The organism is Rhodococcus sp. KBW08 (genome assembly GCF_003852455.1).
Classification (GTDB): domain Bacteria; phylum Actinomycetota; class Actinomycetes; order Mycobacteriales; family Mycobacteriaceae; genus Rhodococcus_F; species Rhodococcus_F baikonurensis.
Map to the genome: position 1 here is coordinate 1 of NZ_QAJJ01000011.1, position 15,315 is coordinate 15,315.

Here is a 15,315-nt window from a genome sequence, read left to right on the forward strand (position 1 = left end):
GAGCTCCCGCAACAATCACGCTGTGGATTATGGAGGTCGAGTTCATGGCGAGAGTCCGATCACGTTGAAATTGAAGGCTATTCGGGTGGCAACCCTGGGACGTGCGTGTCGTAGGCAGATTGCTAGTGCGGTGTCGGGCTCGTAGTTGCTGACGATGCGTCGAGCCGCAATGGAAACAAGTTATGGCAAATCTTGTCACAAGGTCGCTCGGTTCGCAGGGTAAGTAGGCGAGAAATATCGATCAATTTCTGTCCTCCATCTGCAAACAATCGCAAAAATCTCGATTTTACTTCCGTTATGGAACTGTTACCTTGACGAAACTACCATAACGTGTTGAGATTTGGTCTCAACGGCGACGTGATCCACGACGCACCAACCGATGTCGAGGCCATTCGGGCGAGGGTCTCGACATGGCGATTGGACGCGGCGAGGGCGGAGTTACGGATCGGTCGGGCTGAGTTACTTCGTTTCGGAGGCGGGATGTGATGGGACTTGCATGCGCGACCGCGTGACTACCTGCTGCGTAACTCCGCACTCCGATGACCGAAATTCTCGAGCCTGTCCATGCAGCCTGCTAGAGGTGGCGCCGTGAGCGGGCGGAGGGCCATTTGCCTTCGGAGCATGTACGCACGCCTGAAGAATACCCAAAGATGCTTCGGGCGTTGAAGATACAGTCTTCAATTGACACCAGCGCTACTGTGAGCGCGGAGATTGCTCGGTTTTCGAACCCGAACTCTCCTCGATCACCAGAAACTCTCGCGACTGCCTACTGCTGAGGTGGTCGTGAGTGCCGCACGCCGTCGCTCGACCGCGTGCGGATTGTTCCGCACGAATATTCGTGTGCAATCAGAAGGAGATCCACGATGGGCTCTACAGAATCCGATCTGAAAACGCTCGAGAACGCCACCACTCTTATCGGGGCAGCTATTGGCATCCTCGGGGGAATCAGCGCGGCTCTTGGCCTTGTCTCGTTCTTTGGTGCCGGGGGCAGCTGAGATACGGCGTGTAACAAGTGAGTTAATGTTGTTCGGCCGGAACGCATTTCGTGATCCGGCCGAATAGCATAGGTGGAAGTTGGTCTTAAGTCAGATCCGAATCCGCTCTGAAGCAACAGGTTTGGGCGACATTCGCCGTGGTGACCGACATCATTTACTGCCGACGCAGGATCGGTCTGTATCCGCGTCACTTGGCGAGCAATGGAGTGAACGCGGCGCTGAGGATGATGGAATGTGTTCGCCCGCATTTGATCTCGGCGGAATGTGTTCAAGTGGCTGGTTGCAGGGCCGACGCCGCAGTCCGCTAATGCGGCCGCGCCCAGGAACAGTGTCGGACGTCAGTGAAACACCATGTCGCCACCGCCGGAGTGAGAGGCCGAAGAGAATATGAATTCCAATGAATCACCGCATCTCGGCGATGCCGTCGAACAGGTCAAAGTCGCCGTGATCAACGGTATCGCAGTGATCTCCATCGACCGGCAACAGAGGCTCAACGCGGTCACTCGCGACATGCTTCGGGCCATCGCGACGACTGTTCGCGCGTATGGCGATGGAAGCTGCGCGAACGGCATCGTGCTCACCGGCGTCGGACCCGCATTTTCAGTTGGCAAAGATCCTGTGGACGTTGTGGGCGAGGGGGATCCAGCATCACTCCCCGAGTTCGACGACGTGACGCGTGCAGTGTTGGAGTGCGCAGTTCCGACCATCGCTGCAGTCAACGGGATTGCCATCGGGGGCGCCGCGGAACTAACCCTCTGCTTCGACGCTCGACTCGGGTCTTCAGAAGCTGCATTCCTCTTTCCCGGGAACAGTGTCGGACTACCTGTTTCCGACGCATCAAGGCTGCTGCTTGCGCGGCTGGTAAAGCCGAGCAATGTATTTCGACTACTACTCGAGTCTCCGAAGGTCTCGGCAGACGAAGCAATGAGCATCGGCCTGCTAGACGATGTCATAGAGCAGGGCAATCTGCTCGACGCGGCCGTCAAGCTGGCCGACAAATGGGGAACATCAAGTACGTCAATCGGTTTGATGCTGAGCCTTCTCCGTCCACAGATCGAAGACGTCGAACGTGCTATGCATCGAGAGCCTGCTGCCGAGGAAGCTGTTGTGGCGGCGCGCTTCGATACGATGACCCGGGCTTGCTCGGTTGCAGGCATCCCGGGGCTCGATCCGGAGCCTCGAACTGTTCGTCTCGGTACCTCGGCGTCGCCGCGGAAATCCGGAGTTGGCGGAAGTTAGCGAGAACCGCTTCAGCACAGGTGATTCGGTGACAGAGTTTTGATGATTGTGCTTCAGCTGGCAATAAGGTCAACGCTCGGTTTGCTTCGGCCGGCCGGGATCTCTACAACTTCCAGTTCGTTCAGGCGATCTCACCCTGGTGAAGTCGCTGCCATCGAAGTTGGCTAGCGCCAAGGAGGATCCATGTCAGATAGTCGAACCAGCGACGGCGCCCTTGCCGCACAGAGGCTTCGCGTCGAACTTGTGATCGACGCGTGCCGGCGATTGGCAAGCGAGGGGGGATACGAATCAGTGCAGATGCGTGAGGTGGCGAAAATGGCAGGTGTCTCCCTTCACTCGATCTACCGTTACTACGCGTCCAAAGACAAGTTGATCCAGGCCATGGTTCAACTCGAGATGCACAAGTTGCGTGAGGATGTCGTACAGCGCCCCCCTCAGCAGAAAACTGTCGCCGGCCGCGTAGGTGCGGTCTTTCTGCGTGCCTTCCAGATGATGTTGAGCGACCGTGGTTTTGCCCATGCGGCGATGCACAGCAGTTACTACGTGCCTAAGCCCCTTACGACGCAAATACCCTCGCCCGACCTGGACTACGATCCAAACGAGTTCCCTGAGATCGCGGCTTTGGCGGCGTGGGGACCGGGCCACCGGCTGACGGAAGAGCAGTACACGAGCTTGCTTGTGGCGGAATCATTGCTCAACAGCTGCGTGGTAAGTCTTCTCAACGGTCAATTGGCTGCGGAACACGCGGTGCAGCGGCTCACTTTTGCCATCGAACGCTTGTTGCCGGGTGAGTGCACTAGCGAGGGTTCGATGCGGTGCGTGGCGCCATTTTCGGTGGGAGGTGAATCGTTCTCGACGACTACTGCCGATAAGGCGAATCTCTGCGACAACGTCGCTGCGCTTCCATGGGGTCGCGGGCAGGAGCTGTTCGATGCGCATGTGGACTCTGTGATGGACGGCGTTGAACCGCGTGTGAAGGCTGTAGCGAGAGAGCGACTTCCACGGGCTGAGCCCAACAGTCAGCCTCCTTCGGACTGAACTGCCAGCCCTCGCTGGATATGAGACGTGCACGTCGCCGAGATCATTGGCGTAGAGGTCGATGTGTCCGGCTTGGTCGCCAAAGCGAACGTCTATATCTATTGACGTTTACAATTCATAATTTATAATTAACTGATCACCTTGGAGTTGGTACTCCCACCAATGGTCCGTTTCCCTGGTTGATCGACCCACGGCGTGGAAGGACATGAACAAAGATGGTGGTTTCCGTGGATGAGTCCCTAGCGTTTTCGAACGATTTTCCGTTCTCGAGCACGGCCGTAAGACAACTGCTGATGGGTGGTGATTGGGTGCCAGCCGCGGGCGGAGAGACCTTCGAGACCGTTAATCCTTCGACCGGCGAAGTATTGTGCTTGCTCGCGGCGGCTCAGCAAGAAGACGTCGACCGCGCCGTTCGGGCCGCCCGGTTCGCCTGCGATGAGGGGCCATGGAGGTCGTTCACTCCGCAACAGCGACAGAGAATTCTACTCCAGTTCGCCGACATCATCGAACGCAACGCGGCTGAACTACATACGCTTGCTTCGCTGGATATGGGTGCGCCCATCGGGCTGAATCCGGCCGCGACCGCTGGTGCAAATGCGGAGACATTGAGATTTTACGCAGCCTTGGCGGTGACGACTCATGGTGGAACACTTCCCCAGTCCCAGGGGTCCTTGTTCGCTTACACACGCAAAGAGCCGATCGGCGTCGTAGCGGCCGTCATTCCTTGGAATGCGCCCTTGCAGTCGCTGATGTGGAAGATCGGACCGGCCCTGGCCAGCGGTTGCACAATCATCCTGAAACCGGCCGAGGACGCGTCACTTACCGTTCTGCGGGTAGCTGAGTTGCTGGCAGAGCTCGATCTCCCGCCGGGTGTTGTCAATGTGTTGACCGGTCGAGGCGACGTCGCGGGGGCAGCGCTGGCGCGTCACGAGGGCGTCGACAAGGTTGCCTTTACTGGTTCGACCGGAGTGGGGCAAGAAATCGTTCGAGCCGCCTCTGGCAATCTGAAGCGAGTGACGCTCGAGCTCGGCGGTAAGTCGCCCCAACTGGTATTCGCCGATACGGATCTGGACGCGGCCGTCGCTGCCTGCGCTGGAAGCGTGTACTGGAACACTGGTCAATCCTGCTCCGCCGGAACGCGATTGTTCGTGGAGCGCAGTATCCACGGCGAGTTTGTCGATCGATTTGTGGAAGCTGCGAGAGCTTTGAGGGTGGGCAATGCCATGGATCCGACGACAGAGATCGGCCCGATTGTGTCGCAACGACAGCTCGACAGGGTAGTCGGCCACATCGGAGCCGGCTCAGCAGAAGGCGCCTCGGTGGCGGTCGGCGGCGAGCGCCTGACCGCGGACGGTTTGGCTGACGGGTATTTCGTTTCACCGTGTGTGTTCACAGGTGTCGACGACCAGATGAGCATCGCCCGCGAAGAGATCTTCGGTCCTGTCGCCTCGATCCTCACGTTCGATGACGAGTTGGAGGTCGTCGGGCGGGCGAACTCGACGGACTACGGGCTTGCTGCCGGGGTGTGGACGCGCGATGTCGGACGTGCACACAGGGTCGCGAACGGCTTGCAGAGCGGCACTGTGTGGATAAATACGTACGACATCTTTGATCCAGCAGTTCCATTCGGCGGTTACAAGGCCAGCGGTTGGGGCAAGGATCACGGCGCACAGTCGCTTGACGGCTATTTCAACACCAAGGCAGTTTGGCTCAACACCGACTGAGTGCTTCGGCCGTTGGTTTTGCGGCTGGGTGCCATTACTCAGCTTTTTCGCGCATTAACTACCTATCAGAGGATGTGTTCTTGATGGCTTTGTTCAAGAGTGTCGGGCGTGGCTCGACTGCACGCATGGCCGTGGCATTGGGTGCGGCGGCGTTGGTGATGTCAGCCTGCTCTGCTGGTGCGGATGTAGATTCCGACGAATCTGGTTTGCAAACAGTGACTTTGGCGATGGACTACCTGCCGAACGCGATGCATGGCGGACTGGCGTATGCGATGCAGGAAGGTCTGTTCGCGGATCAGGGCATCAAGGTGAAATTGATCTCGTACAACGGTTCGACCACCGGTGAGCCGATTGTTGCTTCCGGGAAGGCCGATCTGGCTATCGGCCAGAACGCGGCGGTCGATATCAACTTCTTCGGTACCGGCGCTCCGGTGAAGTCGATCTTCGTGATCAGCCCGGGCAGCCCAACTCACATATCGGTACTGAAGTCGTCCGGGATCACCTCCCCGGCTCAGCTTTCGGGCAAGACCTATGGAGGTTTCGGTAGCACGATCGAGGAAGCGATTGTCAATCAGATGATCGAGACGGACGGTGGCAAGGACCCGATCAAGCAGGTAGTACTCAATGTCGGCACGTACGAAGCTTTGAAGGCAGGAAAGGTCGACACGACTGTCACATACCCAGACATGGATTTTCAGTTTGCGACCGACAGTGTAGATATCGTCAGGTTCAAGCAGAGCGACTACGGCGTACCGAAACCGGTCATGGCGGTCTCGATGTTGTTGGCTAACAATGACTTTTTGGTCAAGAACCCAGATCTGGCTCGGGCCTTCACGACGGCTCTGCAGCAAGGATACGAGAAGGCGATCGAGGACCCTGCTGCGGTGACCGCGTCGGTTCTGGCGCAGTTCCCCGATGCCAACCTCAACGAGGAACTCACGTTGGACTCGGCGAAGGTCATGGCCGAGTCGAGCTTCCCCAATCCTGATGGACCGATCGGGGCGCAGTCGGTGGAGCAGACTCAGGTTGCTGCTGACTGGATGGCGGGGCGCGGTCTGCTGGTCGACCCGGACGGCAAGGCGGTGACGAGCTTCGATGTCTCGCCGTACATCACCAACGACTACCTCCCCAAGTGAAATGACCTCCTATCCAGATGAAAGGCCAGTCAGTGACGTGGTCAAGGCGGTTCCAGAGTCCGTTTGCCGCAGCAAGTTTCAGCTCCCGAAGTCATTCAGACTTCGATCGCAAGGAGCTGCCATCGAAAGGAGTGGGGTCATGGATGACAACGTAGAGAGTGCAGAGTCGATCTGCGGTGTACCGAGTGGCCGAACAACCAGGCGTTGCGAGACTGCACGCGGCGCGGCGATGCCACCGGCAGCGTCCCTGCTGGTTGGCGGGGGCGCGTTGTGAAAGGTACTGAAGTGGTCGACAGGCCCGACACCGATGTAGTCACTGATGCGGACAGTCCGTCGCCGGACAAGACAAGGCGTGATTACGGTGCGATGGGCCGACTGATCCTGCGGGTGGTGGCCCCCGTTGCGCTGGCGTCCTTGGTCGTATTGGCGTGGCAGATCGCCGTGCAGGTCGGAGGGCTTCAGCCCACGACACTGCCGTCGCCTACGCGAGTTGCCGAAGCTGCCTGGCAAAACCGTGAACTCCTGTGGCTGAACACCGTACCGACCTTGAAGGCCACCGTCATCGGGCTCGTAGTTTCGATGGTCGCAGCCGTGCTGATAGCGACGGTGTTGTCGTTTGTCCCGTGGCTGCGCGGTGCGACATTGCCTCTTCTGATTGCGGCGCAGGCCATCCCGATCGTCGTGTTGGCCCCGCTCTTCGTCATCTGGTTCGGCTTCGGTTTGGGTCCCAAAATTACGCTCATTGTTATCGCAACGTCGCTGCCGATGACGATTGCATTGACTGAAGGGTTCCTGTCAGCCGATCCCGATGCTGCAAAGTTGATGAAGGCTCTGGGTGCCAATCGCCCGAAGGTCTTCTTGCGTCTTCAGATTCCTTCTGCGTTGCCGTTCTTTTTCACAGGGTTGCGGATCGTGGCCAGCTACGCCGTGCTTGCCGCTATCTTCGCAGAGACCGCCGGCGCGGAACGCGGACTCGGCATCTTCATGATGTCGCAGAAGTCCTCTCTGAGAACTGATCTCGTGCTGGCCGCGGTCATCATCAGCATCGCCATGGGGCTTGTGCTGTTTTCACTTACATATTTACTCGAGGCTCTGATGATGCCGTGGGAACGTCGACGCAAAGCGATGAGGACCGAATGACAATTACACCGCTTCTTTCAGTCAAGAATCTGGCCAAGACGTACCCAGGTCCGAACAAGACACGTAAGCCCATCGTCAAGGACGTGTCATTGGATTTGGCGCCGGGTGAGTTCGTTTCGGTCATCGGCCCCAGCGGTTGTGGCAAGTCGACACTGTTCCAGATTCTTACGGGCTTGCTGAACCCGGACCAAGGTTCGGTCGTTTATCACGGTACGGAAGCCCAGGGACGGTACTCGGCTTACATGCCACAAAAGGATCTACTCTTTCCATGGCTGACGGCTCAGGACAATGCATGTCTGGGTTTGACGCTGGGCGGGATGTCGAAGGCGGCGGCGCGTGAGAAGGTCAACTCGCTCATGAGTACCTTCCGTCTCGACGGATACGCCGACGCGTATCCCTTCGAGCTGTCTGGTGGTATGCGGCAACGCGTCGCTTTGTTGCGCACGATGGTGCTGGAACGCCCGATCATGCTGTTAGACGAGCCGTTCGGAGCACTTGACTACTTGACGCGCACGGAGCTGCAGTTGTGGCTTTCGCAGGTGTGTTCCGATCTGGGTCTGTCCACAGTGCTCATCACCCATGACGTGCCGGAGGCACTTCTGCTCTCTGATCGGGTCTACGTCCTGTCCAATCGGCCAGCTGAGGTGAGGTTGGTCCTTGAGCTACCCGATGCCAGGCCGCGCACGCTGGATTACATGGAGACTCCCGAGTTCAGTCATAACGAGCGACTGCTCCTGGAGGAACTCACCCAGAGCGGCGCCAGGTAGTCGGACGCGGAATGAATGCACTCTTCGGACGATCCGCGACGGCTTGACGATTCAGAAGTCGTCCACGGGAGCCCGGTCGGAACTTTGAACCAGTTGCACTCCCCGCACACTATCGGTCAGTTCGTAAGCATGCAAAGCCAGCCGGAGACCCGCGCCTCGGGAACCTGTGACTTGAAACGTTGTCGGTATCGACCGTCGGAAGGCGGATCCGACTGGATCTCGAATTCGAGAGTGTCATCCACGATTTCGGGGATCGCGGGGACTATCGGTCTGTCCCGTCGGCATGCTTCATTTTCGCGCAGTATCAACTTCAGAGGGTGTGTTCTCAGTGGCCATTTTCAAGAGGATCAACCGAAATGCGGGCCGTGGTTCGGCGGCGCGACTAGCGGTGGCGGTGGGTGCGGTGGCGTTGGTGCTGTCGGCCTGTTCGGCTGGTGCGGATGCGGAATCTGACGATTCCGGTCTGCAGACCGTGACTTTGGCGATGGACTACCTGCCAAATGCGATGCATGGCGGACTGGCGTATGCGATGCAGGAAGGTCTGTTCGCGGATCAGGGCATCAAGGTCAAACTGATCTCCTACAACGGTTCGACAGGCGGTTCGACGGTTGTTGCCTCTGGTAAAGCCGATCTGGCGATCGGTGAAAACGCCGCTTTCGACATCGGCTACTTTGCCACCGGCGCACCGATGAGGTCGATCTTCATCATCAGTCCGGGTAACCCGACTTACCTATCGGTGCTGAAGTCCTCCGGGATCACGTCGCCGGCGCAGCTTGCGGGTAAGGCCCATGGCGGATTCGGTAGCCCTCTGGAAGACGAGATCGTCAACCAGATGATCGAGACTGACGGTGGTAAAGACAAGATCAAGCAAGTGGTGCTCAACGTCGGGACGTATGAGGCTTTGAAGGCTGGGCAGGTGGACTCGACTGTCACCTATCCGGATGGAGAACTCCAGTTCGCGAACGAGGGTATCGACCTCGTCAGGTTCAAGCAGAGCGACTATGGCGTGCCGAAGCAGGTCATGGCGGTCTCGACAGTGCTGGCCGACAACGATTTTCTGGAAGATCACCCCGATCTCGCCAGGGGCTTCACCACGGCTTTGCAGCAGGGCTACGAGAAGGCGATCGAGGACCCGGCCGCGGTAACCGCGTCGGTTCTCGCCCAGTTCCCCGATGCCAACCTCGATGAGGCGATCACGTTGAACTCGGCCAAGGTCTACGCCGAGACGAGCTTTCCCAATTCCGATGGCCCGATCGGGACCCAGTCGGTGGAGAAGACTCAGGTTGCCGCTGATTGGATGGCGGGGCGAGGTCTACTGGTCGATCCGGACGGCAAACTGCTGTCGAGCTTCGACGTATCTCCTTACATCACAAACGAATACCTTCCGGCCGTGGTCGCGAACTGACTGTGTTGAATTCGTTGGCTAACCTGCAAAAGACCCGCACCATGCCTCGATGTGCAGCAGCAAAGGCTGCTGTTTCCTGCTGACGCAAGGGAAAAACAATGATCGCTCCGGTAAACGGGACGGCCGATGTACTGATGCCCGGTTTTACGATGAGACCGAGTTCGGTGCCTGCCGCGCAAACCAATTTGCCTCGTTGGACAGCTCCCTCGATGCAGACGAAGACTCCAGGTTGCACCTACCTCGTCTACTGCGCTGATTCGGCCGCAGTCTCTTGGATCAGTTCTGAGACATGCCTTTCCGGCGAGGAAATTCAGGTCTTCGAGGAGTGCGCCGAGCAACTGAATGTCGTTATGCTTGGAGACCTGGACGGTGCGCGCGCTGGAACTCGCATCGTATTGTGTGGTCCGGAAAAGTTTGTCGCAGTGGGAGCATCGGTCGCGCGATCGTATGGCGCGCTCGATGCAGAACTGGTGCCGTTGGTTCTGGATGTCACAGAGTACGGCGTTGTCGACGAGACCGCGCGTGATCGGCGGGTGTATTGCGGAGGGTGCCGGTCAGTCTCAAATGCCCACACTGCTGTTGGAGATCTTGTGCTGTGCTCGGGTTGCGGCGCCCGAGTGATCGTGCATTATCACTATTCCCGGGATATGGCCGCTTTTCTGGCGCAGCCGCTCGGCAGGGCTCGGCCAACCGGTTTCAATGGCTTCTCGGCCGGCAAGGAGGGGCGGGCATGACCGCAGCAACACTCTCGTTGCGCGTCAACAAGATCAACGACATAGACGGGGAAATCCGCACCATCAGTCTGATCCCGGAAGACGGCAAGAAATTGCCGAGTTTTCCACCCGGAAGCCACATCGGCCTGCAGTGGCGCGAAGGCCGTTCCAATTTCTACTCACTGACCAACGACGGACATCAGCCGGCGACCTACGAAGTAGCGGTTCTCCGACGAGATGATGGCGCCGGCGGGTCCCGCTGGGTTCACCGACTCCGAGTCGGAGAGGTTGTGCGAACAAATGCTCCTCGTAGTGGCTTCTCCCCGGCGGCTTTTGGACGTCACCACATCCTGGTCTCGGGAGGCGTCGGAATAACCCCCATCATTTCCCATGCCCGGTGGCATAGAACCTGGGGCGGATCATTCGAGGTGTGGCACGTTGGACCGGAGAATGAGATCCTGACCCAACTACGTTCCATCGCCGGCGAGCGTGTGTTTGCCTATCGCCACCGCGACGACTTTTGGAATGAGTTCTCGCCAAGGCTGCTCGAGGCACCTTTCGGCTCTCACGTTTATACGTGCGGTCCCACCGCGTTGATCGAAGGCGTCGCTGATGCGGCTGTTGAGCGGGGATGGGTTATGGAACGCATACATGCCGAATCATTCTGCGCCGTAGCGGTTCACGGCGAACCCTTCGTCGCGGTTACCCAGCGCGCTGGACAACGAGTGAAGGTCGACGGTGAAACCGCATTGCTGGATGCCTTGGAGAACGCGGGTATAGCGGTGCCGAGCATGTGCCGGAACGGTGTGTGCGGCAAGTGCATCACTCCTGTCATCAGCGGTGGCATCGACCATCGTGATTCGTACCTTGGCGACACCGAACGTGAAGCAGGCAACGTGATGATGCCGTGTGTATCTCGCGCTCTCGAGCAGGAAGTGGTGCTAGACCTATGACCAACTACCCGGACGATGTTGCGTCCTTTCCCTTTTCCATGGACCGCGATATCTATCGATACAGCGTCAACCTTCAACCGGGTGGGATGCACGAGACGACGCCCGCCGGCGGCTGGGGCGATCACCTACTGTGGATTGAGGATGGCGAGTACCAACGGCGGCTCGAATATCGAGAAGAAGTTCTCGCGCTGTCCAAAGACGGCCGCTATGGGGTGCCGGCGCATATGCAACCGGCTGCTTGGGACACTCTTCTGTTCATCATGGAGGACCTGAGCAGAGCGCGACCTGAGGTCTTCTCGCTGGAACGCGTTGGACGGGGGTTTATCTGGCGAAACAAATTGCTAGGAGTCGAGCAGTCGTTCGTATACGGAGACCAGAGCACTCTCCCGTGCGAACCTCTTCTGTACATAGGGCGTCATGTAACAGAAGACCTCGTCCTCCTCGACCAACGAAACAACCAGTTGTGGATGGACGGAGGCTTGTTGACCTTCCCGAATATCTGGTCACTCAAGTTTCATCTCGGGATGTCGTTCCAAGATATTCATGGGCCCGTGGTGGGCGGCGCGGAAAGCGGAATATTCATGCGTGCGGAAGAGTTTCTCATGCGGATGCAGCCTGGTGAGGTGTTCCGTCGTACCAACTGGAACTTCCAGCCGGGGCCGCATCTCGATGTCTCACTCGAGATCTACCAGGAATGGCTTCCCGCCCGGGTTGATTTCGAAGAGCACGTGCGAGGCAAAGCAGGAGAATTCATTCACATGCGCACCGAGATCCAGAACTTGATTCGGTTGCCCCGAACAGACGCACTGCTGTTCACCATCACCACCAGGGTGTTGCCGCTAGAGCGAGTTGCCATGGTGCCGGAATGGGCCCGCCGAATGCTCGCAGTGGTCGAGGAGCTTCCCGAAGATTTGAGGGCATATAAGGGACTGGATCTGACGGGACACTATGTGACAACTTTTCTGCGTGATCGTCTGTCGGCACTGCCCCAAACTCCGACCAATCCTTGACCGCAGCCGTGCGATCGGCATCGGACACCTCGGGGGTCACTTCCCTCCAGGTGACTGCGTTCTTTGTAGCGAAGTCCAGGTTTGGCTCGCAGTTCTTCTTTACCGCTTATGATTTCAGCCCTAGATTCACTTGTCCGGAAGGTTCTGCAGTGCGTGAAAGTCGCAATCATGTCTTGTCACCATCTGACGCTCGCATTTCCCGTCGTGTCTCTGCGATTGCCGAGTCGGCCACTCTCAAGGTGGACGCGAGAGCCAAGGCGCTCAGGGCCGAGGGTCGGGCAATAATCAGCTTCGGCGCAGGTGAGCCTGACTTCCCGACTCCGCAATATATAGTCGATGCTGCTGCCCTTGCGTGTGCCGATCCGGCGAACCATCGGTACACGCAAGCCGGCGGACTGCCAGAGCTGAGGCAGGCGATCGCGGAGAAGACGCGGCGAGACAGCGGATTCGAGGTGAATGCGTCGCAGGTGCTGGTCACGAATGGTGGCAAGCAAGCTGTCTACGAGGCCTTTGCCACCCTTCTCGATCCGGGGGACGAGGTGATCTTGCCGGCTCCCTATTGGACGACTTATCCGGAGTCGATCAGGCTCGCAGGCGGAGTGCCGGTTGAGATTCTTGCCGACGAATCACAGAACTACTTGGTTACCATCGAGCAGCTCGAGGGAGCGCGCACAGCACGTACCAAAGTCCTGATGTTCTGCTCACCGTCCAATCCGACCGGCTCGGTGTATCCGCGTGAGCTCGTCGTTGCGATCGGAGAGTGGGCTGCACAGCATGGACTTTGGGTGATCTGTGACGAGATCTACGAGCACCTCACATATGACGGTGTTCAGGCGGTCTCGATGCCGGTTGCGGTCCCGGCTATCGCAGACCGCTGCATCATCGTCAACGGTGTAGCGAAGACCTATGCGATGACAGGCTGGCGTGTTGGCTGGCTGATCGGTCCTGAGGATGTTGTCCAGGCTGCGACGAATCTGCAATCGCACTCGACATCGAACGTAGCGAATGTTTCCCAGCGGGCTGCCCTTGCCGCAGTCTCCGGCAGCGTGGATGCAGTCGAAGCGATGGGGGTGGCCTTCAATCGGCGTCGGAAGTTGATGACGTTGATGCTGAACAGCATTGACGGTGTTCACTGCCCAGAACCCAAGGGGGCTTTCTACGTGTATCCGTCAGTTCGGGGCCTACTGGGCAAGAGTCATGGAGGGCGAGTGATCGACAGCTCTGCCGACTTGGCCGACTTCATTTTGGATCATGCCGATGTTGCTGTGGTGCCGGGCGAGGCATTCGGCTCGCCCGGGTACCTACGTCTGTCTTATGCGTTAGGCGACGCAGATCTGATCGAGGGAGTCTCGCGGATCCAGAAGCTCTTCGTCACCGCCGCCTAAAACTGGGCTGAGCCGGAACACTCAATCCCTCACGGCGGCAGAGCTGGCGCGAATTGCGGGCGAGGGCAGCGCGACCGTGCCGGATGGCGCGGCGAAGAAGTCATTGCCCTTGTCGTCGACGACAATAAAGGCGGGAAAGTTCTCGACCTCGATCTTCCACACTGCCTCCATGCCGAGATCGGCATACTCCAGAACGTCGACGGACTTGATGCAGTCTTGGGCCAGCCGAGCAGCTGGACCGCCAATCGAGCCGAGATAGAAGCCTCCGTACGTTTGGCACGACATCGTGACCTGGGAAGATCGGTTGCCCTTGGCGAGCATCACCAACGAGCCGCCTGCCGCCTGGAATTGTTCGACATACGAATCCATTCGACCACCGGTGGTCGGACCGAACGACCCGGAAGGCATGCCCTCAGGTGTTTTGGCGGGGCCGGCGTAGTAGACGGCGTGATCTTTGAGGTAGTCCGGCATGGCCTCTCCGGCGTCGAGTCGCTCTTTGATCTTGGCGTGGGCGAGGTCTCGCGCCACGACCAGCGGGCCGCTCAGTGAAAGCCTCGTCTTGACAGGGTATTTCGATAGCATTGCGAGAATCTCATGCATCGGTCGGTTAAGATCGATGTGGACGGTTTCGCCCGATTCGGTGCTGCGCACGGTTTCTGGATCGGGTAGATATCGAGCGGGGTCAGTCTCGAGTTGCTCGAGGAAGATTCCGTCGGCGGTGATCTTTCCGAGCACCTGCCGATCAGCCGAGCAGGAGACGGCGATCGCTATCGGTAGCGACCCGGCGTGTCGGGGGAGTCGGATCACGCGGACGTCGTGGCAGAAGTACTTACCGCCGAATTGAGCTCCAATTCCAAAGGATTGAGTGAGCTGGAGGACCTCTCCCTCGAGTTGGATGTCCCGAAAACCATGCCCGGTAATGGATCCGTAAGTTGGGAGGTTATCGAGGTAGTGTGCCGACGCGTACTTCGCTGTCTTCAGCGCAAATTCGGCGCTTGTGCCGCCGATGACGATTGCCAAGTGGTATGGAGGGCATGCAGCTGTACCGAGCGAGCGAATCTTTTCGTCCAGAAATTGCAGCATTCGTTGTGGATTGAGAACAGCTTTCGTTTCTTGGAAGAGAAAGGACTTGTTCGCAGACCCTCCGCCCTTGGCCATGTACAAGAATGAGTACTCGGGCTTTCCGTCATGTGTTGTCGTTGAGTAGATCTCGATCTGTGCCGGCAGGTTGGTGCCGGTATTTTCCTCCTCCCAGGTGGTGATCGGAGCTAGTTGGGAGTAGCGCAGGTTAAGCGTGTTGTACGCAGCGCGAATGCCATGGCTGATCGCCTCTCGGTCATCCGCACCGGTGAGAACCCCTTCGGGCTTCTTGCCCATCACTATTGCGGTGCCGGTGTCTTGACACATGGGCAGCTGTCCCCCGGCGGAGATGTTGGCGTTCTTCAGTAGGTCCAATGCGACGAAGCGATCGTTGTCGGAAGCTCCAGGATCATCGATGATTTTGCGTAGTTGGGCCAGATGAGATGGGCGCAGGTAGTGCGCTACGTCGTGCATGGCGACGGCGGTAAGATGTTGAATCGCTTCGGGTTCGACTTGGAGGAATGTTCGGCCGTTCGCTTCGAACGTGGCGATTCCGAAGTTTCCGATCAACCGATATTCGGTTGTGTCGTGTCCGAGCGGCAGCAATTCATAGTGTTCTCGCGGATCCACTGTGTGCTCCATTCGTTGATGGGGCCCACCGTAGCAAATAATTTGTAAAATAGGTTGACGCGCACCTGTTGACCTGAGTACGGTTAAGACGAAATCTGCA

The 15,315-nt window shown here is 58.3% G+C and carries 13 protein-coding genes; 12 read left to right on the forward strand and 1 reads right to left on the reverse strand.

The window, feature by feature from the left end; all coding sequences use genetic code 11:
• The first annotated feature begins 1,382 nt into the window (after positions 1-1,382).
• The 12 genes from DBV08_RS15055 to DBV08_RS15105 all read left to right on the forward strand — a co-directional run bounded on the left by DBV08_RS15055 (position 1,383) and on the right by DBV08_RS15105 (position 13,505).
• Positions 1,383-2,234, forward strand: a complete 852-nt coding sequence (locus DBV08_RS15055; RefSeq protein WP_124567916.1) for an enoyl-CoA hydratase/isomerase family protein — start codon at positions 1,383-1,385, stop codon at positions 2,232-2,234.
• A gap of 183 nt (positions 2,235-2,417) precedes the next feature.
• On the forward strand, positions 2,418-3,272 hold the full coding sequence (locus tag DBV08_RS15060; protein WP_124567917.1) for a TetR/AcrR family transcriptional regulator: 855 nt from the start codon (positions 2,418-2,420) through the stop codon (positions 3,270-3,272).
• A 293-nt stretch (positions 3,273-3,565) separates the two neighbouring features.
• Entirely contained in the window at positions 3,566-4,996 is a 1,431-nt protein-coding gene (locus DBV08_RS15065; RefSeq protein ID WP_260395597.1) for an aldehyde dehydrogenase family protein, read from the forward strand.
• Between the two features lie 83 nt (positions 4,997-5,079).
• Complete coding sequence (locus tag DBV08_RS15070; RefSeq protein ID WP_124567919.1) at positions 5,080-6,132, forward strand: ABC transporter substrate-binding protein; 1,053 nt, start codon at positions 5,080-5,082, stop codon at positions 6,130-6,132.
• Positions 6,133-6,271: 139 nt separating this feature from the next.
• Complete coding sequence (locus DBV08_RS32875; RefSeq protein WP_260395598.1) at positions 6,272-6,406, forward strand: hypothetical protein; 135 nt, start codon at positions 6,272-6,274, stop codon at positions 6,404-6,406.
• Positions 6,407-6,417: 11 nt separating this feature from the next.
• Entirely contained in the window at positions 6,418-7,272 is an 855-nt protein-coding gene (locus tag DBV08_RS15075; RefSeq protein ID WP_260395599.1) for an ABC transporter permease, read from the forward strand.
• Positions 7,269-8,039: an ABC transporter ATP-binding protein gene (locus tag DBV08_RS15080; RefSeq protein ID WP_124567920.1), complete on the forward strand. Its 771-nt coding sequence runs from the start codon at positions 7,269-7,271 to the stop codon at positions 8,037-8,039. The genes DBV08_RS15075 and DBV08_RS15080 overlap by 4 nt, the downstream gene beginning before the upstream one ends.
• Before the next feature lie 328 nt (positions 8,040-8,367).
• Positions 8,368-9,444, forward strand: coding sequence for an ABC transporter substrate-binding protein (locus tag DBV08_RS15085; protein WP_185564644.1), 1,077 nt, complete (start codon positions 8,368-8,370; stop codon positions 9,442-9,444).
• Between the two features lie 98 nt (positions 9,445-9,542).
• A complete protein-coding gene (locus DBV08_RS15090; RefSeq protein WP_124567922.1) occupies positions 9,543-10,178 on the forward strand; it encodes a dimethylamine monooxygenase subunit DmmA family protein in 636 nt (211 codons plus the stop codon).
• Complete coding sequence (locus tag DBV08_RS15095) at positions 10,175-11,110, forward strand: PDR/VanB family oxidoreductase (protein ID WP_124567923.1); 936 nt, start codon at positions 10,175-10,177, stop codon at positions 11,108-11,110. Before DBV08_RS15090 ends, DBV08_RS15095 begins: the two co-directional genes overlap by 4 nt.
• Complete coding sequence (locus DBV08_RS15100; RefSeq protein ID WP_124567924.1) at positions 11,107-12,120, forward strand: DUF3445 domain-containing protein; 1,014 nt, start codon at positions 11,107-11,109, stop codon at positions 12,118-12,120. The genes DBV08_RS15095 and DBV08_RS15100 overlap by 4 nt, the downstream gene beginning before the upstream one ends.
• 149 nt (positions 12,121-12,269) lie before the next feature.
• The gene (locus tag DBV08_RS15105) at positions 12,270-13,505 is read left to right on the forward strand and encodes a pyridoxal phosphate-dependent aminotransferase (protein ID WP_124567925.1); all 1,236 of its coding nucleotides are present in this window, start codon (positions 12,270-12,272) and stop codon (positions 13,503-13,505) included.
• A 21-nt stretch (positions 13,506-13,526) separates the two neighbouring features.
• Here the strand turns inward: DBV08_RS15105 and DBV08_RS15110 are convergent, their stop codons facing one another.
• A complete protein-coding gene (locus DBV08_RS15110) occupies positions 13,527-15,227 on the reverse strand; it encodes a fumarate hydratase (protein WP_124568146.1) in 1,701 nt (566 codons plus the stop codon).
• Positions 15,228-15,315: the final 88 nt, after the last annotated feature.